General features: G+C 56.9%; 34 protein-coding genes. 25 read left to right on the forward strand and 9 right to left on the reverse strand.

Features of this window, described 5'->3' with window-relative positions; genetic code table 11:
• Nucleotides 1-9 precede the first annotated feature (9 nt).
• The 23 genes from rpsC (at nucleotide 10) to bfr (ending at nucleotide 12,550) form a co-directional block, all read left to right on the forward strand.
• A complete protein-coding gene (gene rpsC / locus PMI01S_RS09930) occupies nucleotides 10-696 on the forward strand; it encodes a 30S ribosomal protein S3 (RefSeq protein ID WP_003176422.1) in 687 nt (228 codons plus the stop codon).
• A 12-nt stretch (nucleotides 697-708) separates the two neighbouring features.
• On the forward strand, nucleotides 709-1,122 hold the full coding sequence (gene rplP / locus PMI01S_RS09935; protein WP_007943783.1) for a 50S ribosomal protein L16: 414 nt from the start codon (nucleotides 709-711) through the stop codon (nucleotides 1,120-1,122).
• Nucleotides 1,122-1,313: a 50S ribosomal protein L29 gene (gene rpmC, locus PMI01S_RS09940; protein WP_008030901.1), complete on the forward strand. Its 192-nt coding sequence runs from the start codon at nucleotides 1,122-1,124 to the stop codon at nucleotides 1,311-1,313. The genes rplP and rpmC overlap by 1 nt, the downstream gene beginning before the upstream one ends.
• 2 nt (nucleotides 1,314-1,315) lie before the next feature.
• Nucleotides 1,316-1,582, forward strand: coding sequence for a 30S ribosomal protein S17 (gene rpsQ, locus PMI01S_RS09945; protein WP_003176419.1), 267 nt, complete (start codon nucleotides 1,316-1,318; stop codon nucleotides 1,580-1,582).
• 23 nt (nucleotides 1,583-1,605) lie between these two features.
• A complete protein-coding gene (rplN, locus tag PMI01S_RS09950; protein WP_002555479.1) occupies nucleotides 1,606-1,974 on the forward strand; it encodes a 50S ribosomal protein L14 in 369 nt (122 codons plus the stop codon).
• Between the two features lie 11 nt (nucleotides 1,975-1,985).
• On the forward strand, nucleotides 1,986-2,300 hold the full coding sequence (rplX, locus tag PMI01S_RS09955) for a 50S ribosomal protein L24 (RefSeq protein ID WP_003176416.1): 315 nt from the start codon (nucleotides 1,986-1,988) through the stop codon (nucleotides 2,298-2,300).
• A 22-nt stretch (nucleotides 2,301-2,322) separates the two neighbouring features.
• Nucleotides 2,323-2,862, forward strand: a complete 540-nt coding sequence (rplE, locus tag PMI01S_RS09960) for a 50S ribosomal protein L5 (RefSeq protein ID WP_003176415.1) — start codon at nucleotides 2,323-2,325, stop codon at nucleotides 2,860-2,862.
• 13 nt (nucleotides 2,863-2,875) lie between these two features.
• Nucleotides 2,876-3,181, forward strand: coding sequence for a 30S ribosomal protein S14 (rpsN, locus tag PMI01S_RS09965; protein ID WP_003176414.1), 306 nt, complete (start codon nucleotides 2,876-2,878; stop codon nucleotides 3,179-3,181).
• 210 nt (nucleotides 3,182-3,391) lie between these two features.
• Complete coding sequence (gene rpsH, locus PMI01S_RS09970; RefSeq protein ID WP_003186040.1) at nucleotides 3,392-3,784, forward strand: 30S ribosomal protein S8; 393 nt, start codon at nucleotides 3,392-3,394, stop codon at nucleotides 3,782-3,784.
• A 12-nt stretch (nucleotides 3,785-3,796) separates the two neighbouring features.
• Nucleotides 3,797-4,330 carry a 50S ribosomal protein L6 gene (gene rplF / locus PMI01S_RS09975; protein WP_003176412.1) on the forward strand — a complete coding sequence of 178 codons (534 nt, stop codon included), beginning with the start codon at nucleotides 3,797-3,799 and terminating at the stop codon, nucleotides 4,328-4,330.
• A 10-nt stretch (nucleotides 4,331-4,340) separates the two neighbouring features.
• Nucleotides 4,341-4,691: a 50S ribosomal protein L18 gene (rplR, locus tag PMI01S_RS09980; RefSeq protein WP_003186037.1), complete on the forward strand. Its 351-nt coding sequence runs from the start codon at nucleotides 4,341-4,343 to the stop codon at nucleotides 4,689-4,691.
• A gap of 3 nt (nucleotides 4,692-4,694) precedes the next feature.
• Nucleotides 4,695-5,195 carry a 30S ribosomal protein S5 gene (gene rpsE, locus PMI01S_RS09985; protein WP_003186035.1) on the forward strand — a complete coding sequence of 167 codons (501 nt, stop codon included), beginning with the start codon at nucleotides 4,695-4,697 and terminating at the stop codon, nucleotides 5,193-5,195.
• Between the two features lie 2 nt (nucleotides 5,196-5,197).
• A complete protein-coding gene (gene rpmD / locus PMI01S_RS09990) occupies nucleotides 5,198-5,374 on the forward strand; it encodes a 50S ribosomal protein L30 (protein WP_003186033.1) in 177 nt (58 codons plus the stop codon).
• 3 nt (nucleotides 5,375-5,377) lie between these two features.
• Nucleotides 5,378-5,815, forward strand: a complete 438-nt coding sequence (gene rplO / locus PMI01S_RS09995; protein WP_007896782.1) for a 50S ribosomal protein L15 — start codon at nucleotides 5,378-5,380, stop codon at nucleotides 5,813-5,815.
• The gene (secY, locus tag PMI01S_RS10000; protein ID WP_003228718.1) at nucleotides 5,816-7,144 is read left to right on the forward strand and encodes a preprotein translocase subunit SecY; all 1,329 of its coding nucleotides are present in this window, start codon (nucleotides 5,816-5,818) and stop codon (nucleotides 7,142-7,144) included.
• Between the two features lie 27 nt (nucleotides 7,145-7,171).
• The gene (gene rpmJ / locus PMI01S_RS10005; RefSeq protein ID WP_002555468.1) at nucleotides 7,172-7,288 is read left to right on the forward strand and encodes a 50S ribosomal protein L36; all 117 of its coding nucleotides are present in this window, start codon (nucleotides 7,172-7,174) and stop codon (nucleotides 7,286-7,288) included.
• A gap of 130 nt (nucleotides 7,289-7,418) precedes the next feature.
• Nucleotides 7,419-7,775 (forward strand): 30S ribosomal protein S13, encoded by a 357-nt coding sequence (rpsM, locus tag PMI01S_RS10010; RefSeq protein ID WP_003186020.1) that lies wholly within the window; start codon nucleotides 7,419-7,421, stop codon nucleotides 7,773-7,775.
• A 30-nt stretch (nucleotides 7,776-7,805) separates the two neighbouring features.
• A complete protein-coding gene (rpsK, locus tag PMI01S_RS10015; protein WP_002555466.1) occupies nucleotides 7,806-8,195 on the forward strand; it encodes a 30S ribosomal protein S11 in 390 nt (129 codons plus the stop codon).
• Between the two features lie 18 nt (nucleotides 8,196-8,213).
• Complete coding sequence (rpsD, locus tag PMI01S_RS10020; protein ID WP_003210056.1) at nucleotides 8,214-8,834, forward strand: 30S ribosomal protein S4; 621 nt, start codon at nucleotides 8,214-8,216, stop codon at nucleotides 8,832-8,834.
• A gap of 22 nt (nucleotides 8,835-8,856) precedes the next feature.
• Nucleotides 8,857-9,858, forward strand: a complete 1,002-nt coding sequence (locus PMI01S_RS10025) for a DNA-directed RNA polymerase subunit alpha (protein WP_003186012.1) — start codon at nucleotides 8,857-8,859, stop codon at nucleotides 9,856-9,858.
• A gap of 42 nt (nucleotides 9,859-9,900) precedes the next feature.
• A complete protein-coding gene (gene rplQ, locus PMI01S_RS10030) occupies nucleotides 9,901-10,287 on the forward strand; it encodes a 50S ribosomal protein L17 (protein ID WP_007943777.1) in 387 nt (128 codons plus the stop codon).
• A gap of 194 nt (nucleotides 10,288-10,481) precedes the next feature.
• A complete protein-coding gene (locus PMI01S_RS10035; protein ID WP_084319636.1) occupies nucleotides 10,482-11,936 on the forward strand; it encodes a catalase in 1,455 nt (484 codons plus the stop codon).
• Between the two features lie 149 nt (nucleotides 11,937-12,085).
• On the forward strand, nucleotides 12,086-12,550 hold the full coding sequence (bfr, locus tag PMI01S_RS10040; protein ID WP_084319637.1) for a bacterioferritin: 465 nt from the start codon (nucleotides 12,086-12,088) through the stop codon (nucleotides 12,548-12,550).
• Between the two features lie 136 nt (nucleotides 12,551-12,686).
• Here the strand turns inward: bfr and uvrA are convergent, their stop codons facing one another.
• Nucleotides 12,687-15,521, reverse strand: coding sequence for an excinuclease ABC subunit UvrA (uvrA, locus tag PMI01S_RS10045; RefSeq protein WP_084319639.1), 2,835 nt, complete (start codon nucleotides 15,519-15,521; stop codon nucleotides 12,687-12,689).
• A gap of 191 nt (nucleotides 15,522-15,712) precedes the next feature.
• Here uvrA and PMI01S_RS10050 point away from each other — a divergent pair, with 191 nt between their 5' ends.
• Both PMI01S_RS10050 and PMI01S_RS10055 read left to right on the forward strand, forming a co-directional pair.
• Nucleotides 15,713-17,110 (forward strand): MFS transporter, encoded by a 1,398-nt coding sequence (locus PMI01S_RS10050; protein ID WP_084319641.1) that lies wholly within the window; start codon nucleotides 15,713-15,715, stop codon nucleotides 17,108-17,110.
• Between the two features lie 9 nt (nucleotides 17,111-17,119).
• Nucleotides 17,120-17,647 (forward strand): single-stranded DNA-binding protein, encoded by a 528-nt coding sequence (locus tag PMI01S_RS10055; protein WP_056743429.1) that lies wholly within the window; start codon nucleotides 17,120-17,122, stop codon nucleotides 17,645-17,647.
• A 187-nt stretch (nucleotides 17,648-17,834) separates the two neighbouring features.
• On the opposite strand, the gene PMI01S_RS10060 is transcribed toward PMI01S_RS10055, so the two are convergent.
• From PMI01S_RS10060 to PMI01S_RS10095, 8 genes are all read right to left on the reverse strand, one after another.
• Nucleotides 17,835-20,039 (reverse strand): OsmC domain/YcaO domain-containing protein, encoded by a 2,205-nt coding sequence (locus tag PMI01S_RS10060; protein WP_084319643.1) that lies wholly within the window; start codon nucleotides 20,037-20,039, stop codon nucleotides 17,835-17,837.
• Nucleotides 20,040-20,195: 156 nt separating this feature from the next.
• A complete protein-coding gene (locus PMI01S_RS10065) occupies nucleotides 20,196-21,353 on the reverse strand; it encodes a glutathionylspermidine synthase family protein (RefSeq protein WP_084319644.1) in 1,158 nt (385 codons plus the stop codon).
• 12 nt (nucleotides 21,354-21,365) lie between these two features.
• Nucleotides 21,366-22,079, reverse strand: a complete 714-nt coding sequence (locus tag PMI01S_RS10070; protein WP_084319645.1) for a DUF1190 domain-containing protein — start codon at nucleotides 22,077-22,079, stop codon at nucleotides 21,366-21,368.
• An 18-nt stretch (nucleotides 22,080-22,097) separates the two neighbouring features.
• A complete protein-coding gene (locus tag PMI01S_RS10075) occupies nucleotides 22,098-22,526 on the reverse strand; it encodes a DUF350 domain-containing protein (RefSeq protein WP_084319646.1) in 429 nt (142 codons plus the stop codon).
• Between the two features lie 14 nt (nucleotides 22,527-22,540).
• On the reverse strand, nucleotides 22,541-23,215 hold the full coding sequence (locus tag PMI01S_RS10080; RefSeq protein WP_084319647.1) for a DUF2491 family protein: 675 nt from the start codon (nucleotides 23,213-23,215) through the stop codon (nucleotides 22,541-22,543).
• Nucleotides 23,202-24,236, reverse strand: a complete 1,035-nt coding sequence (locus tag PMI01S_RS10085; protein ID WP_084319648.1) for an ion channel — start codon at nucleotides 24,234-24,236, stop codon at nucleotides 23,202-23,204. Before PMI01S_RS10085 ends, PMI01S_RS10080 begins: the two co-directional genes overlap by 14 nt.
• Before the next feature lie 71 nt (nucleotides 24,237-24,307).
• Complete coding sequence (locus tag PMI01S_RS10090; RefSeq protein ID WP_084319649.1) at nucleotides 24,308-24,871, reverse strand: rhomboid family intramembrane serine protease; 564 nt, start codon at nucleotides 24,869-24,871, stop codon at nucleotides 24,308-24,310.
• 111 nt (nucleotides 24,872-24,982) lie between these two features.
• Nucleotides 24,983-25,681 (reverse strand): PspA/IM30 family protein, encoded by a 699-nt coding sequence (locus PMI01S_RS10095; protein ID WP_084319650.1) that lies wholly within the window; start codon nucleotides 25,679-25,681, stop codon nucleotides 24,983-24,985.
• Nucleotides 25,682-25,691: the final 10 nt, after the last annotated feature.

Consider the following 25,691-nt stretch of genomic DNA (forward strand, 5'->3'; position numbering starts at 1 on the left):
GTCGAAGAGATGGGTCAGAAAGTACATCCCATTGGCATTCGCCTGGGAATCGTCAAGGAGCACACCTCCGTCTGGTACGCAGACGGTCGGACTTATGCGGACTATTTGTTCGCTGATCTGAAGGTGCGTGAGTATCTCCAAGACAAACTAAAAAGCGCGTCCGTAAGCCGTATCGATATCCATCGTCCGGCCCAAACTGCACGTATCACCATCCACACCGCTCGTCCAGGTATCGTTATCGGGAAGAAAGGTGAAGATGTTGAGAAACTGCGTCAGGACCTGACCAAGCAAATGGGTGTGCCTGTGCACATCAATATCGAAGAAATCCGCAAGCCGGAACTCGACGGTATGTTGGTTGCGCAGAGCGTAGCTCAGCAGCTGGAGCGTCGCGTAATGTTCCGTCGCGCTATGAAGCGCGCTGTACAGAACGCTATGCGCATTGGTGCCAAAGGCATCAAAATCCAAGTGAGCGGTCGTCTCGGCGGTGCTGAAATCGCACGTACTGAATGGTATCGCGAAGGTCGTGTGCCACTGCACACCCTGCGTGCCGACATCGACTATGCCAACTACGAAGCTCACACCACTTACGGTGTGATCGGTGTAAAGGTTTGGATCTTCAAAGGCGAAGTAATTGGTGGTCGCCAAGAAGAACTGAAACCACAAGCACCAGCGCCTCGTAAAAAAGCTGCTAAGTAAGGGGTACGCCAAATGTTGCAACCAAAGCGTACGAAGTTCCGCAAGCAGATGACTGGCCACAACCGTGGCTTGGCTCAGCGCGGTAGCAAAGTCAGCTTCGGCGAATATGCGCTGAAGTCTGTAGCTCGTGGTCGTCTCACCGCTCGTCAGATCGAATCAGCGCGTCGTGCACTGACCCGTCACGTTAAGCGTGGCGGCAAGATCTGGATCCGTGTATTCCCGGACAAGCCTATTTCCAAGAAGCCACTCGAAGTTCGGATGGGTAAAGGTAAAGGTAGCGTGGAATACTGGGTTGCCCAGATTCAGCCAGGCAAAGTCCTGTATGAAATCGAGGGTGTTTCTGAAGAGCTGGCGCGTGAGGCATTTGCCCTGGCTGCTGCAAAGCTGCCGCTCGCCACTGCCTTCGTTAAACGGACGGTGATGTGATGAAAGCGAACGAACTTCGTGAAAAAGACGCGCCGCAGCTTAACGAGCAACTGCTCGGCCTGCTGCGCGACCAGTTCAATCTGCGCATGCAGAAAGCAACTGGCCAGTTGGGGCAGTCTCACCTGCTCCGGCAAGTTAAGCGTGACATCGCTCGCGTGAAGACTGTGCTCAAACAGCAGGCAGGTAAGTAATCATGGCTGAAGCCGAAAAAACCGTCCGTACGCTGACTGGCCGTGTTGTCAGCGACAAAATGGACAAGACCATCACCGTTCTGATCGAGCGTCGCGTTAAGCACCCGATCTACGGTAAATACGTTAAGCGTTCGACTAAGCTGCACGCGCACGACGAAACTAATCAGTGCCACATCGGCGACAAAGTCACTATTCGTGAAACTCGTCCTTTGGCCAAGACCAAGTCTTGGGCGCTGGTTGATGTTCTCGAACGCGCTGTGGAAGTCTAAGGACTAGGGGTCGGAGAAATTATATGATTCAGACTCAATCCATGCTCGATGTGGCCGATAACAGCGGCGCTCGCCGCGTTATGTGCATCAAGGTGCTGGGTGGCTCCCATCGTCGTTACGCTGGTATCGGTGACATCATCAAAGTTACCGTGAAGGAAGCAATTCCTCGCGGTAAAGTGAAAAAAGGCCAAGTGATGACTGCTGTTGTAGTCCGCACTCGTCACGGCGTTCGTCGTGCTGATGGCTCCATTATCCGCTTTGATGGCAACGCTGCTGTTCTTCTGAACAACAAGCAAGAGCCGATCGGCACCCGTATCTTTGGGCCAGTGACCCGTGAACTTCGTACTGAGAAGTTCATGAAGATCGTCTCGCTCGCCCCAGAAGTGCTGTAAGGAGATCCGACATGCAAAAGATTCGTCGTGACGACGAGATCATCGTGATCGCCGGCAAAGACAAAGGTAAGCGCGGTAAGGTGCTTAAGGTTCTCGCTAATAACCGTCTGGTTATCGGTGGTCTGAACCTGGTCAAGCGTCATACCAAGCCTAACCCGATGTCGGGCGTACAAGGCGGTATCGTCGAGAAAGAAGCTCCACTGGATGCTTCTAACGTAGCCATTTTCAACGGCGAAACCAACAAGGCTGATCGCGTTGGTTTCAAAGTAGAAGACGGCAAAAAAATTCGTGTCTTCAAGTCGACCCAAAAAGCGGTTGATGCTTGAACACTGCTAGGTAGATGAGACCATGGCACGACTAAAAGAGATTTACTGGAAAGAAATCGCACCGAAGCTTAAGGAAGAACTTAAGCTTTCGAACGTGATGGAAGTTCCACGCGTTACCAAAATCACCCTGAACATGGGTCTGGGCGAAGCGGTCGGTGACAAAAAAGTCATCGAGCACGCAGTTGCTGACCTGGAAAAGATCACCGGCCAGAAAGTCGTTGTGACTTACGCTCGGAAATCCATCGCTGGCTTTAAAGTCCGTGAAGGTTGGCCGATCGGCGTCAAAGTGACCCTGCGCCGTGAGCGTATGTACGAGTTCCTGGATCGTCTGCTGTCGATCTCCCTGCCTCGGGTTCGCGACTTCCGCGGCCTGAATGCCAAGTCCTTCGATGGTCGTGGTAACTACAGCATGGGCGTTAAAGAGCAGATCATCTTCCCGGAAATCGACTACGACAAGATCGATGCTCTCCGCGGTCTGGACATTACCCTGACCACCACTGCCAAGAACGATGATGAAGGTCGCGCCCTGTTGCGTGCTTTCAAATTCCCGTTCCGCAACTGATTGGAGTAGGAAAATGGCCAAGATGAGCATGAAAAACCGCGAGCTGAAGCGTCAGCTCACGGTTGCCAAGTACGCCAAAAAGCGTGCAGCACTGAAAGCTATCATCGTTGATCTGAACGCAAGTCCAGAAGCGCGTTGGGAAGCTACAGTAGCTCTGCAGAAGCAGCCACGTGACGCAAGCGCTTCGCGCATGCGTAACCGCTGCCGCCTGACCGGTCGTCCACACGGCGTTTACCGCAAGTTCGGCCTTGGCCGTAACAAACTGCGTGAAGCTGCAATGCGTGGTGACGTACCTGGTCTGGTTAAAGCCAGCTGGTAAGCACTATCAAAGTCTCGGTGTTCGGGGTCGCAAGATCCTGACCGCCGGTGACCTTGAACTTGAATCAAGCCCCTTTTGGGGCTTGATTCATTTGTGGGGTGTGTCTAGAATACCCGGCTCGCCTGAGCCCGTGCTTTTTTCGCGCGGATGTACTCGGCGACACGTAGTAGCCGCAAGGCTAATTTTTTGTGTATTAGGAGCGTCTAGCCCATGAGTATGCAGGACCCGTTAGCGGACATGCTAACTCGAATCCGTAATGCCCAGATGGCTGAAAAGTCCGTCGTAAGCATGCCATCTTCTACTTTGAAGGTAGCTGTTGCCAAAGTCCTGAAGGACGAAGGTTACATTGCGGGTTATCAGATCAGCAGCGAAATCAAGCCACTGCTGTCCATCGAGCTGAAGTACTTCGAAGGCCGTCCGGTCATCGAGGAAGTGAAGCGCGTTAGCCGTCCAGGCCTGCGTCAGTACAAGTCCGTCGATGATCTGCCAAAAGTTCGTGGCGGTCTCGGTGTGTCTATCGTCTCCACCAACAAAGGTGTGATGACGGATCGTGCTGCGCGCGCTGCCGGTGTCGGCGGCGAAGTTCTTTGCACTGTGTTCTAAGGGGGGATAAGCATGTCACGCGTCGCTAAGAACCCCGTTAAGCTGCCAGCTGGTGTCGAAGTCAAATTCGCAGGCCAACAGCTTTCGGTGAAGGGTGCCAAGGGCACTCTCGAACTGAACATCCATTCGTCCGTTGAGATCGTTGAAGAAGCTGGTGAGCTGCGTTTCGCTGCTCGCAATGGCGATCAACAAACTCGCGCAATGGCTGGTACCACTCGTGCGTTGGTAAACAACATGGTCCAAGGCGTAAGCCAAGGCTTCGAGCGCAAGCTCCAGCTGGTCGGTGTTGGTTACAAAGCGCAAGCAAAAGGCACAGTGCTGAACCTGGCTCTTGGCTTCTCGCACCCAGTGGATTATGAACTGCCGGAAGGCATCACCGCTGAGACTCCTAGCCAGACCGATATCCTGATCAAGGGCATCGATAAGCAGCTGGTAGGTCAAGTGGCCGCCGAGATCCGCGACTTCCGTCCACCAGAGCCGTACAAAGGCAAAGGTGTGCGCTACGCGGACGAAGTCGTCCGTCGTAAAGAAGCCAAGAAGAAGTAGGGCATAGCAAATGACCGACAAAAAAGTTACTCGACTGCGTCGCGCTCGCAAAGCACGCCTGAAAATGCACGAACTCGAAGTCGTGCGTCTCTGCGTGTTCCGCTCGTCGCAGCACATCTACGCCCAGGTCATTTCGGCCGACGGCAACAAAGTCCTGGCATCTGCCTCGACTTTGGATAAAGAACTGCGTGATGGCGCCACTGGCAACATCGACGCGGCCACTAAGGTTGGCCAGCTGGTCGCTACGCGTGCTAAAGCCGCTGGCGTCTCGCAGGTGGCTTTCGACCGCTCTGGCTTCAAGTACCACGGCCGCGTCAAGGCGCTGGCTGATGCTGCTCGTGAAGCTGGGCTGGAGTTCTAAGTTATGTCAAATAACGACCAAAAGCGCGACGAAGGCTACATCGAGAAGCTGGTTCAAGTTAACCGCGTAGCCAAAACCGTTAAAGGCGGCCGTATCTTCACTTTCACCGCGTTGACCGTGGTTGGTGATGGTAAAGGGCGCGTTGGCTTCGGCCGTGGCAAGTCGCGTGAAGTGCCTGCTGCGATCCAGAAGGCAATGGAAGCTGCTCGCCGCAACATGATCCAAGTTGATCTGAACGGCACCACTCTGCAGTACGCAATGAAGTCCGCCCATGGCGCTTCGAAGGTGTACATGCAGCCTGCTTCTGAAGGTACCGGTATCATCGCTGGCGGCGCTATGCGTGCCGTTCTCGAAGTTGCTGGCGTTCAGAACGTTCTGGCCAAGTGCTACGGCTCGACTAACCCGGTAAACGTGGTTCACGCCACTTTTAAAGGTTTGAAGGCTATGCAGTCTCCTGAATCCATTGCCGCCAAGCGTGGCAAAAGCGTCAAGGAGATCTTCTGATCATGGCTACCGTTAAAGTTACGCTGATCAAAAGCATGACCGGCCGCATCCCTAACCACAAACTGTGCGTTAAGGGTCTGGGTCTGCGTCGCATCGGTCACACTGTAGAAGTACTTGATACTCCCGAGAATCGCGGGATGATCAACAAGGCTTACTACATGCTGCGTGTCGAGGGTTAATCGATGAAACTCAATGATCTGAGTCCAGCGCCGGGTTCCCGTCGCGAAAAGCATCGTCCGGGCCGTGGTATCGGTAGTGGTTTGGGTAAGACCGGTGGCCGTGGCCACAAAGGTCAGTCCTCCCGCTCCGGTGGCACCATTGCTCCAGGCTTTGAAGGCGGTCAACAGCCGCTGCATCGTCGCCTGCCAAAGTTCGGTTTCGTTTCCCTGAAAGCCATGGATCGCGCAGAAGTGCGTCTGTCCGAGCTGGCTAAAGTGGAAGGCGACATCGTCACTGTGCAGTCCTTGAAAGATGCCAACGTGATCAACGTCAACGTACAGCGTGTGAAAATCATGCTGTCCGGCGAAGTGACTCGCGCTGTTACCATCGGAAAGGGAATCGGCGCCACCAAAGGTGCGCGTGCGGCTATCGAAGCAGCTGGCGGCAAGTTCGAGGAATAAATGGCTAAGCAAGGTGCTCTCTCTGCGCTCGGCAAAGGCGGTATGTCTGAACTCTGGGCTCGTCTGCGTTTTCTGTTCCTGGCGATTATCGTCTACCGAATAGGCGCACACATCCCGGTTCCAGGTATCAACCCGGACCGACTCGCGGACCTGTTTCGACAGAATGAGGGGACCATTCTTAGCTTGTTCAACATGTTTTCCGGCGGCGCGCTGGAGCGGATGAGTATCTTTGCACTGGGGATCATGCCGTACATCTCGGCATCGATCATCATGCAACTGATGACCGCCGTCAGCCCGCAGCTGGAGCAGTTGAAGAAGGAAGGTGAAGCTGGCCGTCGCAAGATCAGCCAGTACACCCGCTACGGCACTGTCGTCCTCGCTCTTGTTCAGGCAATTGGCATGTCCATTGGTCTGGCAGGGCAGGGCGTTGCGTTCACTGGTGACTTTGGCTTCCATTTCGTCGCGGTATCCACTTTTGTGGCTGGTGCGATGTTCATGATGTGGCTGGGTGAGCAGATTACTGAGCGTGGTGTTGGCAACGGTATCTCGATGTTGATTTTTTCGGGTATCGTCGCCGGTCTTCCGAGAGCGATCGGGCAGTCTTTCGAGTCTGCACGTCAGGGTGATATCAACATCTTCGCCCTGGTTGCCATCGGTTTGCTGGCAGTAGCGATTATCGGTTTCGTGGTGTTCATTGAGCGTGGTCAGCGTCGTATTGCTGTTCACTACGCCAAGCGTCAGCAAGGCCGTAAGGTCTTCGCTGCGCAGACCAGCCACTTGCCGCTGAAGGTGAACATGGCCGGTGTTATTCCGGCCATTTTCGCGAGCAGCATTTTGCTGTTCCCGGCTTCGTTGGGTGCCTGGTTCGGCCAGTCTGAAGGTATGGGCTGGTTGCAGGACATCTCGCAGTCGATCGCTCCTGGTCAGCCGTTGAATATTCTGCTGTTTAGTGCAGGGATTATTTTCTTCTGCTTCTTCTATACGGCGTTGATGTTCAATCCGAAAGACGTAGCGGAAAACCTGAAGAAGTCCGGTGCCTTTATTCCGGGTATCCGTCCAGGTGAGCAGTCTGCGCGCTACATTGATGGCGTTCTGACTCGCTTGACCATGTTCGGTGCTCTTTACATGACGGCCGTGTGTCTGCTTCCCCAGTTTCTGGTGGTTGCGGCAAACGTACCGTTCTACCTTGGCGGGACCTCGTTGCTGATCGTCGTCGTGGTTGTGATGGACTTCATGTCCCAAGTACAATCGCACCTCGTTTCGCACCAGTACGAATCCCTGATGAAGAAAGCCAACCTGAAGGGTTACGGCAGCGGCATGTTGCGCTGAGTACCCATAAGGTTCGAGGAGTTGGTGATGAAAGTTCGTGCATCGGTGAAAAAGCTGTGCCGTAACTGCAAGATTATTCGCCGCGAAGGTGTTGTTCGAGTAATTTGCAGCGCGGAACCGCGTCACAAACAGCGCCAAGGCTGAGTGTGATTGTGCTTCAAGCCCGGTAGCTAGTGCGCTACCGGGTTGATTATTTGTTATTACAGCGATATTATCTCGCGCCCTATTTCTTGGCTTCCGGGGCGTAGGTAGCTGTCAATTGGAGTCCCACTGAATGGCCCGTATTGCAGGCGTTAACATTCCAGATAACAAGCATACTGTTATCTCGCTGACCTACATCTATGGTGTTGGTCGCACTACTGCACAGAAGATCTGTGCAGTGACTGGGGTAAACCCAGCCGCAAAGATCAAGGATCTGAGCGACGAGCAGATTGAACAGCTGCGTGGCGAAGTGGCGAAGTTCACCACTGAAGGTGACCTGCGTCGCGAAATCAACATGAAAATCAAGCGTTTGATGGACCTCGGTTGCTATCGCGGTCTGCGTCATCGTCGTGGTCTTCCAGTGCGCGGTCAGCGTACCAAGACTAACGCGCGTACCCGTAAAGGTCCGCGTAAGCCGATCCGCAAGTAATCGCCCCAGCGAATCGACAGGAAATTAATCATGGCTAAACCTGCTGCTCGTCCTCGTAAAAAAGTTAAAAAGACAGTGGTTGATGGCATCGCCCACATCCATGCTTCTTTTAACAACACAATCGTGACCATCACCGACCGTCAAGGCAACGCTCTTTCCTGGGCTACCTCCGGTGGTTCGGGTTTCCGCGGTTCCCGCAAGTCCACCCCGTTTGCTGCTCAAGTAGCTGCTGAACGTGCTGGTCAAGCTGCGCTGGAATACGGTCTGAAAAACCTCGACGTTAACGTCAAAGGTCCAGGCCCAGGTCGTGAATCTGCAGTCCGCGCTTTGAACGGCTGTGGCTACAAGATCGCCAGCATCACCGACGTGACGCCAATCCCGCACAACGGGTGCCGTCCGCCGAAGAAGCGCCGCGTGTAATCCAGGAGATTGTAAAGAATGGCTCGTTACATTGGTCCAAAATGCAAACTCGCTCGTCGCGAAGGCACCGATCTCTTTCTGAAGAGCGGCGTGCGCGCGATCGAATCGAAGTGCAACATTGAAGCAGCACCTGGTATCCACGGCCAACGCCGCGGTCGCCAGTCCGATTACGGCACCCAACTGCGTGAAAAGCAGAAGGTCCGTCGTATCTACGGCGTTCTCGAGCGTCAATTCAGCGGCTACTACAAAGAAGCTGCTGGCAAGAAAGGTGCAACTGGTGAAAACCTGCTGCAACTGCTCGAATGCCGTCTGGACAACGTTGTATACCGTATGGGTTTTGGCTCTACTCGTGCCGAATCCCGTCAGCTGGTATCGCACAAATCCGTCAGCGTTAACGGTCAGACCGTAAACGTGCCGTCGTACCAGGTTCGTGCTGGTGACGTGGTCGCGATTCGCGAGAAAGCAAAGAACCAACTTCGCATTGTCCAAGCTCTCGATCTGTGTGCCCAACGTGGCCGCGTAGAATGGGTAGAAGTAGACACTGAGAAGAAGTCGGGCGTTTTCAAGAACGTTCCAGCTCGCAGTGATCTGTCCGCCGACATCAACGAAAGCCTGATTGTCGAGCTCTACTCCAAGTAAGGGCTAGAAAATAGGTGCATCCATGCAGATTTCGGTAAATGAGTTCCTGACACCCCGCCATATTGATGTGCAGGTTGTCAGTCCAACCCGCGCCAAGATCACTCTCGAGCCTCTCGAGCGTGGTTTCGGCCACACCCTGGGCAACGCGCTGCGCCGCATCCTGTTGTCCTCAATGCCCGGCTGTGCAGTAGTCGAGGCCGAGATTGACGGTGTACTTCATGAGTACAGCGCCATCGAAGGCGTACAGGAAGACGTAATTGAAATCCTGTTGAACCTTAAAGGTCTGGCTATCAAGCTGCACGGTCGTGACGAAGTTACGCTGACCTTGTCGAAGAAGGGTTCGGGGGTGGTTACCGCTGCCGATATTCAGCTGGATCATGATGTCGAGATCGTTAACCCCGATCACGTAATCGCTAACCTGGCGTCTAACGGCGCCCTGAACATGAAGCTCACCGTAGCTCGTGGTCGTGGTTATGAACCGGCAGACTCGCGTCAGAGCGATGAAGACGAAAGCCGCAGCATCGGTCGCTTGCAGCTTGACTCTTCGTTCAGCCCGGTTCGCCGCATCGCATACGTGGTGGAAAACGCCCGTGTCGAGCAGCGTACCAACCTGGACAAGCTGGTTATTGATCTGGAAACCAACGGTACCCTGGATCCTGAAGAGGCTATCCGTCGCGCTGCAACCATTCTGCAACAGCAGTTGGCTGCGTTCGTCGACCTCAAAGGTGACAGTGAGCCAGTGGTTGTCGAGCAGGAAGACGAGATCGATCCGATCCTGCTTCGCCCGGTTGACGATCTGGAACTGACTGTACGTTCGGCTAACTGCCTTAAGGCGGAAAACATCTACTACATCGGTGACCTGATTCAGCGTACCGAAGTAGAGCTGTTGAAGACTCCGAACCTTGGCAAGAAATCCTTGACTGAAATCAAGGACGTTCTGGCCTCCCGCGGTCTGTCCCTCGGCATGCGCCTCGACAACTGGCCGCCTGCAAGTCTTAAGAAGGACGACAAGGCGACTGCCTGATCGTCGTAATCACCGAACGTCGTGTTTGGTAAGGAATGAACCATGCGTCATCGTAAAAGTGGTCGTCACCTGAGCCGCACTAGCTCGCACCGCAAGGCCATGTTTCAAAACATGGCAGTGTCGCTGTTCGAGCACGAGCTGATCAAAACTACACTGCCGAAAGCTAAAGAACTGCGTCGCGTTGCTGAGCCGCTGATCACTTTGGCCAAGACAGACAGCCTGGCTAACCGCCGTCTGGCTTTCGACCGTACTCGTTCGAAAGCTATCGTTGGTAAGCTCTTCAACGACCTGGGCAAGCGTTACGCTACCCGTGAGGGTGGCTACCTGCGCATCCTCAAGTGCGGTTTCCGCACTGGCGACAACGCGCCTATGGCGTACGTCGAGTTGGTTGATCGTGCTACCGGCGGTGAAGCTGTATCCGCTGAGTAAGACGTCAGTCTGAAACGAAAAACCGGGCCTTGTGCCCGGTTTTTTGTGGGCGATCAAAAAGTTTAGCCGTACGGCTCGTTAGTTATTTTCTATCGGCGCCTACAGGTTAATGAATTAGTAGGTGTAACGTTCCTGATCAATACTCCCTCTCAGCCGATAGCCGGCAGTTAAAGTCTGACAGAGGAAGAGATCGCATGAGCCAAAACAAAACACTTACAACCGCCAGTGGCGCTCCTGTCGCCGACAACCAGAATTCTCGCTCCGCCGGCCCTCGCGGCCCACTGCTCCTCGACGACTTCCACCTGATCGAGAAGCTTGCCCACTTCAACCGTGAAAACATCCCGGAGCGTCGCGTGCACGCCAAAGGTTCGGGTGCTTACGGTACGTTCACCGTCACGCGTGACATCACCGAGTACACCAGCGCCAAACTGTTTGAGTCCGTCGGCAAGCAAACCCCAACGTTCCTGCGGTTTTCCACCGTGGGAGGTGAGCGCGGTTCGGCCGACACAGAGCGCGATCCACGTGGCTTCGCGTTGAAGTTCTACACCGAGGAAGGCAACTGGGACATCGTTGGCAACAACACGCCGGTGTTCTTCATTCGCGATCCGCTCAAATTTCCGGACTTTATCCACACTCAAAAACGCCTGCCGCAGAGCAACCTGAAAAGCGCGCAGATGATGTGGGACTTCTGGTCGCACTCGCCTGAGGCGCTGCACCAGGTCACCATCCTGTTTTCGGATCGTGGCATTCCAGACGGCTATCGTCACATGCACGGCTTCGGCAGCCACACCTACAGCCTGATCAACGCCAGCGGCGAGCGTCATTGGGTGAAGTGGCACTACAAGACCCAACAAGGGATCAAGAATCTTGCGCCGGCAGAGGCGGCTCGCCTGGCCGGTACGGATCCGGATTACGCACAGCGCGATTTGTTCGGTGCGATTGAGCGCGGTGATTTCCCGAAATGGCGCGTATGCATTCAGATCATGACCGAGGCCCAGGCTGCGGCGCATTACGAGAACCCTTTCGACGTGACCAAAACCTGGTCGCAGAAAGAGTTCCCGCTGATCGAAGTCGGCGAACTGGAGCTCAACCGCAATCCGCTGAACTACTTCGCTGAAGTCGAGCAGGCGGCGTTCGGTCCGAGCAACATGGTGCCGGGTGTCGGCCTGTCGCCAGACCGCATGCTGCAAGGTCGCGTGTTCGCTTACGCAGATGCGCACCGCTACCGTGTCGGCACCAACCACCAGCAACTGCCGGTGAATGCACCTCGCAGCCCGGTCAACAGTTACCAGCGCGATGGCTCCATGGCATTTGGCAGCAATGGCGGTGCCGCGCCGAACTACGAGCCGAACAGCTACGTCGAGTCGCCGAAACAAGCACCTCGCTATGCTGAGCCTGCTCTGGCATTGAGTGGAGCGGCTGATCGTTTCGATCATCGTGAAGACACCGACTACTACAGCCATGCCGGTGCGCTGTTCCGACTCATGAGTGATGAGCAGAAGGCGCTGTTGGTCAACAACATTGCCGGGGCGATGGCTGGCGTTTCAAGCGATGTGGTTGATCGTCAGTTGCAGCATTTCTTCAAGGCCGACCCGGCGTATGGAGAAGCAATCGCAAAGGCTCTTAACGTACAGCTTAACGAAGTCTAAACGCTAAGCAGAACCGCCCTCATTTGGGCGGTTTTTGCGCTATTTAAACCATTTTTCTCAGAAAATCTTCGCTTTTATCGCGCAAACCGAGTGACCAAACAGTCGCCGTGGTTCAAACTGCAGACTTTCAAGCAGGGAGATGTAGGGCGATGCAAGGCCACCCAGACGTAATCGATTACCTCAACACGTTGCTGACCGGCGAACTGGCCGCGCGTGATCAATATTTCATCCATTCGCGGATGTATGAGGACTGGGGTTTCACCGAGCTCTACGAACGTATCAACCACGAGATGGAAGAGGAAGCAGGGCACGCCGATGCGCTGATGCGTCGTATCCTGATGCTCGAAGGCACGCCGCGCATGCGTCCGGATGACCTGGATGTCGGCACCACCGTGCCGGATATGCTCGCTGCCGACCTGCGCCTGGAATACAAAGTCCGCGCTGCACTCTGCAAGGGCATCGAGCTCTGTGAGCTGCACAAGGATTACGTCAGTCGCGAGATGTTGCGCATCCAGCTGAACGACACTGAAGAAGATCACACCTACTGGCTGGAGAAGCAGTTGGGTCTGATCAAGTTGATCGGTCTGGAGAATTACCTGCAATCGCAGTTCTGACGCTGAACTGCAGGAGCACGGCTTGCCGGCGATGGCATCGCTGAAATTATTGTCGTCAGCAATCCGTGCTCCTGCATTCAACACAAAAAAGCCCCTGTCACCGACAAAGTGACAGGGGCTTTTTCATGGGCCTGATTCAGGCCTTGTCGCGAGCCAGCAGCGGCTTGAGGTAGAAACCGGTGTGGGACTGCTTCATCTCGGAGACTTCTTCAGGCGTACCGACCGCAATGATCTGTCCGCCCTTGGAGCCACCTTCCGGCCCAAGATCAACCAGCCAGTCAGCCGTCTTGATCACGTCCAGATTGTGCTCGATCACCACCACGGTGTTGCCGTGGTCGCGCAGGCGATGCAGCACGTCGAGCAGTTGCTGGATATCCGCGAAGTGCAAACCGGTAGTCGGCTCGTCGAGGATATACAGCGTCTTGCCGGTATCGCGCTTGGACAGTTCGCGGGACAGTTTCACCCGTTGCGCTTCACCACCGGACAGCGTGGTCGCGGATTGCCCGAGCTTGATGTACGACAGGCCGACATCCATCAACGTCTGAAGCTTGCGTGCCAAGGCAGGCACCGCATCGAAGAACACCCGAGCCTCCTCGATGGTCATCTCAAGGGTTTCATGGATGCTCTTGCCCTTGTACTTGATTTCCAGCGTTTCGCGGTTGTAGCGCTTGCTCTTGCAGACGTCGCACGGGACATAGATGTCCGGCAGGAAGTGCATTTCAACCTTGATCAAGCCGTCGCCCTGACAGGCCTCGCAACGTCCGCCCTTCACGTTGAAGGAGAAGCGCCCCGGCCCGTAGCCGCGCGAACGGGATTCCGGCACGCCGGCGAACAGCTCTCGAATCGGCGTGAACAACCCGGTGTACGTCGCCGGGTTGGAGCGCGGGGTGCGGCCGATCGGGCTCTGGTCGATGTCGACGACCTTGTCCAGATGCTCCAGCCCTTTGATGCTGTCGTGAGCGGACGCTTCGAGCGTCGTTGCACCGTTGAGTGCGGTAGCGCTCAAAGGAAACAGTGTGTTGTTGATCAGTGTCGATTTGCCCGAGCCGGACACGCCGGTGACACAGGTCAGCAGACCGATCGGAATATCCAGGTCGACGTTACGCAGGTTGTTGCCGCGAGCCCCCTTGAGGGACAGCGACAACTTCTTGTTACGCGGTGTGCGTTTGGCCGGTACGGCGATCTTCACCCGGCCCGACAAGTACTTGCCGGTCAGCGAGTCAGGGTGGGCCATGACCTCGGCCGGCGTGCCTTCGGCGACGATATGCCCGCCATGCACGCCAGCCCCCGGGCCGATATCCACTACATAGTCAGCAAGGCGAATCGCATCTTCATCGTGCTCGACCACGATCACCGTGTTGCCGATATCGCGCAGGTGCTTGAGTGTGCCCAGCAACCGATCGTTGTCGCGCTGGTGCAGACCAATCGACGGTTCATCGAGGATGTACAGAACGCCAACCAGACCGGCACCGATCTGACTGGCCAGGCGAATCCGCTGAGCTTCACCGCCAGACAACGTGTCGGCACTGCGATCCAGCGACAGGTAGTCGAGGCCGACATTGACCAGAAACTGCAGGCGCTCGCGGATTTCCTTGAGAATCTTGTCGGCAATTTCACCGCGACGTCCGGTCAGCTTCAGGACACCGAAGTATTCGCACGCATCGCCAATCGGCAGATTGGTGACGGCCGGCAAAGTCTTCTCGCCCACCCAGACATGCCGCGCCTCGCGACGCAGGCGTGTGCCACGGCAATCCGGGCACGGCTGGGTACTGAGGAATTTGGCCAGCTCTTCGCGCACGGAGGCCGATTCGGTTTCGCGGTAGCGACGTTCCAGGTTCGGCACGATGCCTTCGAACGGGTGCGAGCGTTTGACGATGTCGCCACGGTCGTTCAGGTACTTGAAATCGACGTTCTGCGAGCCGCTGCCGTGCAGGATGAATTTCTGCTGATCGGCCGGCAGGTCGTTGAACGGCACTTCCAGACTGAACTTGTAATGCGAAGCCAGTGACCCGAGCATCTGGAAGTAATAGACGTTGCGCCTGTCCCAGCCGCGAATCGCGCCCTCGGCCAGGGTCAGTTCGCCATTGACCAGGCGCTTGATGTCGAAGAACTGCTTCACGCCCAGGCCATCGCATGTCGGGCAGGCGCCGGCCGGGTTGTTGAAGGAGAACAGCTTGGGTTCCAGTTCGCTGATGGCATGGCCGCAAATCGGACAGGCGAAGCGCGCGGAGAAGATGATTTCTTCACCCGGCTCATCGTCCATCGGCGCAACCAGGGCAATGCCGTCCGCCAGTTTCAGCGCGGTCTCGAACGATTCGGCGAGGCGCTGTTGCAGGTCGGCGCGTACCTTGAAGCGGTCGACTATTACATCAATCGAGTGCTTCTTCTGTTTATCCAGCTTCGGCAGCTCATCCAGTTCGCAGATCCTGCCGTTGACCCGGGCTCGTACAAAACCCTGGGCGCGCAGCTCTTCGAAGACCGAAAGGTGTTCACCTTTGCGCTCGCGAATCACCGGTGCCAGCAACATAAGCTTGCTGCCTTCCGGTTGCGCGAGGACCAGGTCGACCATCTGGCTGACAGTCTGCGCTTCCAGCGGAATGTCGTGATCCGGGCACCGCGGAATGCCCACGCGAGCGTAAAGCAGGCGCAGGTAATCGTAGATTTCGGTGATGGTGCCGACAGTCGAACGCGGGTTATGCGAGGTCGACTTCTGCTCGATGGAAATGGCTGGCGACAGGCCTTCAATGGTGTCGACGTCAGGTTTTTCCATCATCGACAAAAACTGCCGGGCGTAGGCCGATAGCGATTCGACATAGCGGCGCTGGCCTTCGGCGTACAGCGTGTCGAAGGCCAGGGATGATTTGCCGGATCCGGACAGGCCGGTGATGACGATCAGTTTGTCCCGTGGCAGGGTCAGGTCGATGTTCTTCAGGTTGTGGGTTCGGGCCCCACGAATCAGGATCTTGTCCAAAGTGGCCTCGCTCGGCGGGCGTCGAAAACGTAGGAGTATACGGCCAAATACTGGATGGATGCACACTATCAAACGAGTGGATGACTGTCGTACATGAAGAGTCTGTCAGCGGAGCGCGTCAAAGCGTCGCGATATACCCCGTCAATCGATGGGACTGGTAGAATCGCCGCCGGTTCACATGAGGTTTTTCCATGCACGATCCCCACAGCGAACGCATGAGTGGCAGTGAGACCCGCGCAGCAAGCGGTCTGGCCCTTGTGTTCGCCTTCCGTATGCTTGGCATGTTCATGGTGTTGCCGGTATTGGCGACCTATGGGATGGATCTGGCAGGAGCGACCCCGGCCCTCATCGGGCTGGCGATTGGCGCTTACGGCCTGACCCAGGCGATTTTTCAGATTCCTTTCGGTTTCATTTCCGACCGCATCGGGCGCCGCCCGGTGATTTACCTGGGGCTGATCGTCTTCGCCCTCGGCAGCGTGCTGGCGGCCAACGCCGATTCGATCTGGGGCGTTATCGCCGGCCGAATCCTGCAGGGCGCCGGGGCCATTTCCGCAGCCGTGATGGCGTTGCTGTCAGACCTGACCCGCGAACAGCATCGGACGAAAGCCATGGCCATGATCGGCATGACGATCGGTCTGTCGTTCGCGGTCGCCATGGTGGTAGGACCGTTGCTGACCCGCGCTTTCGGTCTGTCCGGATTGTTTCTCGCCACGGGTGGCATGGCGCTGTTCGGTATCGTGATTGTGATGTTCATGGTGCCGCGCTCGACCGGGCCGTTGCAGCATCGCGAGTCCGGCGTCGCGCGTCAGGCACTGATGCCGACGCTCAAGCACCCGGACCTGTTGCGCCTGGACCTGGGTATTTTTGTGTTGCACGCGATGTTGATGTCGAGCTTCGTTGCATTGCCGCTGGCCCTGGTCGAAAAGGCCGGGCTGCCCAAGGAACAGCACTGGTGGGTCTATCTGACCGCGCTGCTGATTTCTTTCTTCGCCATGATCCCGTTCATTATCTACGGCGAGAAGAAACGCAAAATGAAACGAGTTTTATTGGGCGCGGTGCTGACGCTGATGCTCACTGAGCTATTCTTCTGGCAGTTCGGCGATAGCTTGCGGGCTCTGGTGATCGGGACGGTGGTGTTCTTTACCGCGTTCAATCTGCTGGAAGCTTCGTTGCCGTCGCTGATCAGCAAGGTTTCACCGGCTGGCGGCAAGGGCACGGCGATGGGGGTTTATTCCACCAGCCAGTTCCTCGGTTCGGCGCTGGGCGGGATCCTCGGCGGCTGGATGTTCCAGCACGGCGGTTTGTCGGCGGTATTCCTCGGATGCGCCGGCCTGGCTGCCCTCTGGCTGGCCTTTGCTGTTACCATGCGCGAACCACCTTACGTGACGAGCCTGCGCTTGCCGTTGTCGCCCGAGGCGATCCGCGAAGCGGGTCTGGTCGAGCGCCTGAAGGCCGTCGTAGGGGTAACAGATGCAGTAATCGTCGAAGATGAAGCGGCGATTTACATAAAATTGGACACCGAACTATTGGATCGCACCACCCTTGAGCGCCTGGTGAACAACCCGGCCGAGGCAGCGTGCGTAGCCTAGGAGAACGTTATGGCCCGTGGGGTTAACAAAGTCATATTGGTCGGCACTTGCGGCCAGGATCCCGAAGTTCGCTACTTGCCTAACGGTAACGCCGTGACCAACCTGAGTCTGGCGACCAGCGAACAGTGGACCGACAAGCAAACCGGTCAGAAAGTTGAAAAGACTGAATGGCACCGTGTGTCGATGTTCGGCAAGGTTGCGGAAATCGCCGGTGAATACCTGCGTAAAGGTTCGCAGGTCTACATCGAAGGCAAGCTGCAGACCCGTGAGTGGGAAAAAGACGGTATCAAGCGTTACACCACTGAAATCGTGGTCGACATGCAAGGCACCATGCAACTGCTCGGCGGCCGTCCACAGCAGGGCGACCAACAAGGTGGGGGCAACAACTATCAGCAGTCCGCTCCGGCCCCGCGCCAACAGGCTCCGCGTCCGCAGCAGTCGGCAGCACCGCAACAGTCGCGTCCGGCTCCACAACAGCAGGCCGCTCCGCAGCCAGCTCCGGATTTCGACAGCTTTGATGACGATATCCCGTTCTAGGAAACATCTGAGACTCGACCATAAGGTTTAGCCTCTAAACCCCCGATCAATCCTCTGGACTGGTCGGGGGTTTTCTTTTGCACCTCGTTCTGTAGGAGCCGGCTTGCTGGCGAAGAAGATCACACGGTAAATCAGGCAAACCGTGTCACCGTTCTTCGCCAGCAAGCCGGCTCCTACAGGATTGCGGTCAACGGGATAACGTCGTGACGTTGGCCCGCGCCTGGTGCAGTTTTTTGTAGCTGTCGATCAGGCGCAGATGCCGGTCGAGGCCCTCCAGTTTCATGCTGGTCGGCGTCAAACCATGGAAGCGCACGCTGCCGTCCACTGAGCCGATCGCTGCATCCATCCGCTCGTTGCCAAACATCCGACGGAAGTTGGCCTCGTAGTCTTCCAGTTCCAGGTCTTCGTCCAGCTTCATCTCCAGCACCACATTGACGGCCTGGTAGAACAAGCCGCGCTCAACCGTGTTGTCGTTGTACTGCAGGAACATTTCCACCGCCTCTTTCGCCTCTTCATATTGCTGCAAGGCGAGATAAATCAGCAGTTTCAACTCCAGAATCGTCAGCTGACCCCAGGCTGTATTGTCGTCAAATTCGATGCCGATCAAGGACGTGATGTCGGTGTAGTCGTCCAGCTCGCTTTCCACCAGGCGCTCCACCAGCGCTCGCAGTTCGTCTTCGTCCAGGCGATGCAGGTTCAGGATGTCTTCGCGGAAGAACAGCGCTTTGTTGGTGTTATCCCAGATCAGATCGTCTACCGGATAAATTTCCGAATAGTCCGGCACCAGGATGCGGCAGGCCGTTGCGCCGATATGCTCGTAGACCGCCATGTACACTTCTTTGCCCATGCCTTCGAGAATGCCGAACAAGGTCGCAGCTTCCTCGGCATTCGAGTTTTCACCCTGGCCGGAGAAGTCCCACTCCACGAATTCGTAATCCGACTTCGAACTGAAGAAGCGCCAGGACACCACGCCGCTGGAGTCGATGAAGTGCTCGACGAAGTTATTCGGCTCGGTCACTGCATGACCTTCAAACGTCGGCTGGGGCAGGTCGTTGAGGCCTTCGAAGCTGCGACCCTGGAGCAATTCGGTCAGGCTGCGTTCCAGCGCCACTTCCAGGCTTGGGTGCGCGCCGAACGAGGCGAACACACCGCCAGTGCGGGGGTTCATCAACGTGACGCACATCACCGGGAATTCACCGCCCAGGGACGCATCCTTCACCAATACCGGGAAACCCTGTTCTTCCAGCGCCTGAATACCGGCGAGGATCCCTGGGTATTTTGCCAGCACGTGGGCCGGCACATCCGGCAGCGCAAATTCACCTTCGATGATTTCGCGTTTGACCGCGCGCTCGAAAATCTCCGACAGGCACTGCACCTGGGCTTCTGCCAGCGTGTTACCGGCGCTCATACCGTTGCTGAGGAACAGGTTTTCAATCAGGTTGGAGGGGAAATACACGACCTCGCCGTCCGACTGGCGCACGTACGGCAGCGAGCAGATGCCGCGCTCTTCATTGCCCGAGTTAGTATCGATCAGATGGGAGCCGCGCAGCTCGCCGTCGCGGTTGTAAATCTTCAGGCAGTACTCGTCGAGAATTTCAGTCGGCAGCGCGTCTTTACGGCCAGGCTTGAACCAGCGCTCATCCGGGTAATGCACAAATTCTGCATTGGCGATGCCTTCGCCCCAGAACTGGTCGTTGTAGAAGAAGTTGCAGTTGAGCCGCTCGATAAACTCGCCCAACGCCGACGCCAACGCGCCTTCCTTGGTCGCACCCTTGCCGTTGGTGAAACACATCGGCGAGTGTGCATCGCGGATATGCAGCGACCACACATTGGGCACGATATTGCGCCACGAGGCGATTTCAATCTTCATGCCCAGGTCCGCCAGAATGGCCGACATATTGGCAATGGTTTGCTCCAGCGGCAGATCCTTGCCGGCAATGTAAGTGCTCGCTTCTGAACTGGAAGCAGGCATCAACAAGGCCTGGGCATCGGCGTCGAGGTTTTCCACCTCTTCGATCACAAACTCAGGCCCGGCTTGCACCACTTTTTTCACGGTGCAACGGTCGATGGAGCGCAAGATGCCTTGGCGGTCCTTGTCGGAGATGTCCGCCGGCAACTCGACCTGGATCTTGAAAATCTGGTTGTAGCGGTTTTCCGGGTCAACAATATTGTTCTGCGATAGGCGGATGTTATCCGTGGGGATATTGCGTGTGCTGCAGTACAACTTCACAAAGTACGCCGCACACAACGCCGACGAAGCCAGGAAGTAGTCGAACGGACCCGGTGCCGAGCCATCGCCCTTGTAGCGGATAGGTTGATCGGCCACCACCGTGAAGTCGTCGAACTTGGCTTCAAGCCGAAGGTTGTCGAGAAAGTTGACCTTGATTTCCATGGGGGATTACCAGAATAACGGGCTAGACGATTTGGACGCCATTATCCGGCTTTTCAGCGGTAAGTCTTGTGGTTGTCTGGTCCTCGATCGGGTTTACACCTGTTTCAACCCGACGCCCGATGCACGGCAGTGGGCTTTTTCACGAACGGTGATTGTTCAGTCGAGTATCAAGTGCGGCAAGAACCGGCTCGAATCCTTGGTGATCAAACTGTTGTCCTCCCGCACACCAATCCCCGCCGCCTGATCACCGATCACCCAGGAACCGATCAAGGTGTAGCTGTCGCCAAACTGTGGCAACGGCGCAAACTCCTGAAGGATAAACGGCGCGTCTGTGTAGGGGCCGTCCTCTTTCACGATCAGGCCGTCAGCCGTTTGCAGCTCGATGTTGGCGCCTTCCCGCGAGAAGAATGGCTTGCGCACCCAGCCCTTGGGCACCGCTTTGTTCGGGTCGGTATCCAGATGGGCGGCGAGCAGGTTCGGGTGGCCTTTGTTGAATTCCCACAGCAGCGGCAGGATGCCTTTGTTGGAGATGATGGATTTCCAGGCCGGTTCGAAAAACTGCGTATCGCTCTGGGCAATCGCTGTACCAAAAGGCTCGTGGAAGATGAACTCCCAGGCGTGCAGTTTGAACAGGTGAGGAATCCAGCGATCTTCAAGATCGACGAAGCGTCCATCACTGGTGAGGCCGATGTCTTCGATGTCGATGTGGCGGGATTCGATGCCGACCTTTTCCGCCACCAGTCGCAGGTAATCGGTGGTGCCTTTGTCCTCGACCGAGTCCTTCATCGAGGCGAAATAGAAGGGCTGTGAGAGCTGCAGTTGAGCAAAGGCCTGATGCAGCTTGGTGTCGATGCTGTTGAACTGGTCGGCGTTCTTGGGTAGCAAGCCGCGTTCGATGCATTGCTCCAGCCAGCCCCACTGAAACGCCGCCGCTTCATACAGGCTGGTCGGCGTGTCGTAGTTGAGCTCCAGCAGTTTGGCGGGGCCGCTGCCGTTGTAGGAAAAGTCCATACGCCCGTAAAGATGCGGATGACCTTCGAGCCATGAAGTACGAACCATGTCATGGAACGGTGCAGGAATGCTCAGGCGCTCCAGCAACGCCTCGCTCTGCACCACGCGGGCCACCAGATCCATGCACATCTCATGAATCTCGGTGGTCGGGTCTTCGAGATCGTTCTCGATCTGCTTGAGCGTGAACTGGTAGTACGCGCTCTCGTCCCAATAAGGTTCATCGTCGATGGTGTGGAACAGAAAGCCGAGGTTCTCGGCAGTTTGTTTCCAGTCATGACGCTCTGCGCAGAGGATTTTCTTCATGGCCCTGTTTCCTTAACTGCTCGACCCGCCGCCGCCCCAGCCGCTGCGTGCACTGGCTTTGCTGCCGAAGCCGCCACGGGAAGTGGACGAGGCAACGGACATCGGTTTGCTGGTGGAACGAATCGAGTCGGCGTAGTTGCTGCTGCCGTATCGCGCCTGATTGGATTTGGTAAAAGTCGAGCCCTTGGCAATCCGCTGGCCGAGCGTCGAAGACGAATAGCTGCCCCGGTCATCCCGATAACGGTAAACCGGCTCGGAGTAGTAGCTGTTGCGGTTGTTGCTCAGCATGTTGCCGATCAGCAGACCGGTCAGCAGGCTGGTGCCGGAGAATCCGGAGCCGCCACTGTTCGCTTCCGAGGCGGGCAGTTGAGCCTTGGCGGCGTCCACCTGGGATTGGGTCACCTCGCCATCGGCGGTCAGTTCGAAGCCGCCCAGTTTCGGGATGAATTTGCCGGCGGAATCCTGCTGGCACCAGTCGGCGACGAAGTCGGCTTCGCAATCGGCCTGGTTGTCGTACACCGGTGCAATGCGCCGATGTTCGGCCATAGCGGTCATGAAGGCGTCCGAGCAGACGTCCACCGGAAGCTTTTCATCGGCGCATTGCTGAACGGACTGGAAGTTGTACTTCTTCTGCATCGAGTAGGTTTTTTCCGTCGGCCCGCAGCCTGAAATCGCCATGGCGACCGAGGCTGCCAGCGACAGCTGAACGTACTTGCTTCGTTTCATCGGGAGCTCCGTGCGCGATCAGTTCTGGGAAGGGGTCATGCAGGCGGCGTTCAACATGCCGACGCTGATGGCCACCGCTGCCACGTAGATGCCCGCAGCGATTTCGCCTTTCTTGATGCGCTCGGAGGAGCCTTTGAGCACCAGGCTGGTCATCAGGAATGCCAGCAATTGTACGAACGCGGCGATCACGGCCCAGACGACGAAGTCGAGAATGCTGATCGAGTAGGCAATCACGTTGCTGGCCGGAATCGCGAAACCGATGATCGCGCCACCCAAGGCAATCGCGGCCGCCACGTTGCCCGAACGGATCAGTTCGAATTCTTTGTGCGGGGTGAGGCGGGTGTAGATGAACTGGAACAGCGCGAACAGCACGGCGGCGCCGAGGATGTAAGCAACAAACCCGAACACGGCGGCTTTGTTCAGGGAAATGGAGAGCGCTTCTAGCATGGGTTTCTTCCTTTTTAAAAAGTGTTCAGGTCGGTGGTGTACAGCGAAATGCCCAGCGAAGTGCTCAAGCTGATGGTGCCTTCGGCGTCCTCTTCGACGGAAAACAGCAGGAACTCCCGGCGATCGGTCAGGCCGGTGTCGCGGGCGTACAGCATCGAACGGTGCTCGACTCTGTAGGACTCATCCGGGTTTTTCAGCTGCTCGCTCAACGCCACCAGTTCAGTCTGGCCATCCTCGGTACCCCATTCGCGGGTGTACTCGACGCCGTTGTGTGTGTAAGTCGGCAGCCCGATCAGGCTTTGCGGGCCGGCCAGCCGCCGTAGCTCCGCTTCGCTGCTGATGGTGATGTAGCTGAGGTAGTTGAACAGGATCACTGACTCGACCTGGCCGGCGATGTCGCCGGTGGTGTGCACTTGCAGCCAGTAGTCTTCGTCATTCATGTAGTAGCGCGACAGCCAGGTCGACTGGCCGAGGTCAAGGGTGCCGTTGCTCCAGATCTGTTGGGAGTCCGGGATGGCCACGGCGGTTTTTCCGTCGAACAGCAATTTAAGCGTGCTGTCGAACATCACACCTTTGCCCAACGCCAGACCCAACGGGCCGGTGGTCGGCTGAGTGTCGCTGGCTGTCCAATTCGATTCCGTATTCGCGTTCGGGGCCTCAAGCCCCATCAGCTGCTTAAACCATCCCATTGGAGATTTCCTTCAGGCGGGTGGAGGCGATATAGAAGAGTTCGCCGCCGTCAACGCGCGTCGCGCTGGGCGGGTTGATCGACGGTTGCCGGGCGCCTTTGGCGCGGTAGCCGATGAGCGTGGCGTTGTGGTGTTCCTTCATCTGCGTGTACAGATCGCCGAACGTAGCGTTGAACGTCTCGGGCAGTTTCATCAAGTATTGGGTGGCGCCTTGGCCCACACACAGCAACTCGTTGATGACCACGGACGAACCCGGATCCTGAGAGGCGCGCACCAGCATCTCGATGGCCATGCTAGACGTGCATTCCAGGCTGGGCGCGTAGGCGCTGGCGAGCGCAGCGATTTCACTGTCATTGAAGTGCGCGACCACATGCCCGACAGGCTTCAGTTGATTGACCGCCAGCACCGTGGCCAGGGTCAGGTCGTCTGAATGGGTTCGCACCAGGACGCGTTCGGCCCCCGGAACACCCGCGCGCAGTAACAGCGTCACCGAGGACAGGCTTTCACCCTTGATGAAAGATGCCTGGCCCGGCATGGGGTTTTCTTCAAGGGTGCAATCGCAAATGACGATCAGGTTGTCGTTGGAGGTTTCATCCTGAAGCAACAATTCAACGACCCGCTCGCTGGCTGCACCCTCCCAGCCGATGAGCACCGTATGCCCGACTTTGCCGGTGTAATCACCTTTGCCCTTCATGCCTTTTCTCCATACATCGATAACGCTGCTGGTGGTTTTACCAATGGCTGCCGTCAACAGCGCAATGCCCCCGAGCATGACCCAGGTGGCCACGAAAATGCGTCCCGCCGATGTCTGTGGCGCGAGATCGCCATAGCCGACGGTGAGCGTGGTGGTGAGATAGAAGTAGGTAAACGTGGCGGGGGCGGTGAGGTGCTGTTCGCCCAGCAACACCAGGCCCAGATACGCTGTGCTCAGGTGCACGCCCAAGGCAATGACCAGTCCTGCCCAACCGAACCGGTGGAAGAGGGACGAGGCGTACATGCGCAGTAATAGGAAAATCGACATTTCGTCCCTGACTCCATGGGGGCTCATTCCTGGCGAGGTAATCGCCCCGGCGTCTGAATGCTGGAGTGCGGCTACCGAGCGGCATTAAACCTGTTGCGCGGTGCAGATAAAAGTATCTTGGCTGCAATAAATCCGGCGAGCGCACCAAACAGATGCCCTTCGAAGGAAACACCCTGGCGGGGAAGGAAGCCAAAGACCAGGCCGCCATAGAGCAAGGCCACGACGCTGGCCGTGATCAGGTTGCCCCAGCTCCTGTGGAACCAGGCACGAGACAGGAGGTACGCCCACAATCCGAATACCCAGCCGCTGGCGCCGATGTGCACGCCTGAAAAACCGAACAACCAGACCAGCGCGCCACCCAGCACAATGATGATCGCGCTGACGCCCAGGAACCGGTTGAGCCCGTCGACAATGACCAGGGTGCCCAGAATCAGGAAGGGAATCAGGTTGGCGCTGAGGTGTGCAAAGGACGCGTGCAAAAAGGGTGAGGTGATGATGCCGCCCAGTCCGTGGACTGTTCTCGGCACCAGGCCGAAGGCCACAAGGCTGTAACCGGTCGCGACATTGAGCAGTTGCAGCGCCACCATGAAAATGGCGAGGCTGGCGATTGTCTTGAAACCCTTCAGGGCATCCATCCTTGACCTCGAATCAACAAAAAACATGGCGCAGAATCCATGTGGGAGCGGCGGTGCGACGATTCGACTTGCTCGCACCGCCGCTCCCACAGGTTATGCATCCGGCCTCTGTTACTCAGCCGATTTCTGCTTCAGGCGTTCCAGAATCGCGTTGGCGCTGCCGGTATCCGGCGTGATGCCGGCTTCGCGAAGCTTGCGCTCCAGGTCGGTGCCGGTCGACGCATCGGCCAGTTGGTCCTGCGCTTCCAGTTCAGCGGCGCGTTGCTGCTGCTTGGCTTGCAAGCGGTTCAGCGTGCCGACCGCGGTTTCGAGCTTGCCGTTGGCACCGCCACTGGCGATGGACGCGCTGACCTGGGCTTTCTGTACGCTTTCGCGCGCCTTGGCCATGTCCACTTGCTGGCGCAAGCTTCTGATGCGGCTTTCAGCCTTGGTAATGTCTTTGCGCATGTTGTCCGCATAACCGCCAAATTCGGTGGCCTGCTTTTGCTCGACATCCAGTTCGTTGGTCAGGGTCGAAATGGCTTCGGCCACTTCCAGTGCCAGGTCTTCGCGATTGGCCTGGATCGCGGCCAGAGCCTTGGATTCCAGGTCCTTGATCTTGGCGTTGTACTCGCCGACGCGATCGGCCGACAGTTTGTGCTTGGCCATGATGGTGACGAGCTCACGCTTGGCGTTGGCCAGTGCGCTGTCGGCATCGCGAATTTCCTGGTCGAGGATGCGCAGGGCCTGCTGGTCGACGATCGATTCGCCGACCTCATTGGCACCGCCACGCAGCGCGGTGAACAATTTGCTCCAGATGGACTGAGTCATTGGATACTCC

This window comes from Pseudomonas migulae NBRC 103157 (assembly GCF_002091715.1).
GTDB classification, from domain to species: domain Bacteria; phylum Pseudomonadota; class Gammaproteobacteria; order Pseudomonadales; family Pseudomonadaceae; genus Aquipseudomonas; species Aquipseudomonas migulae_A.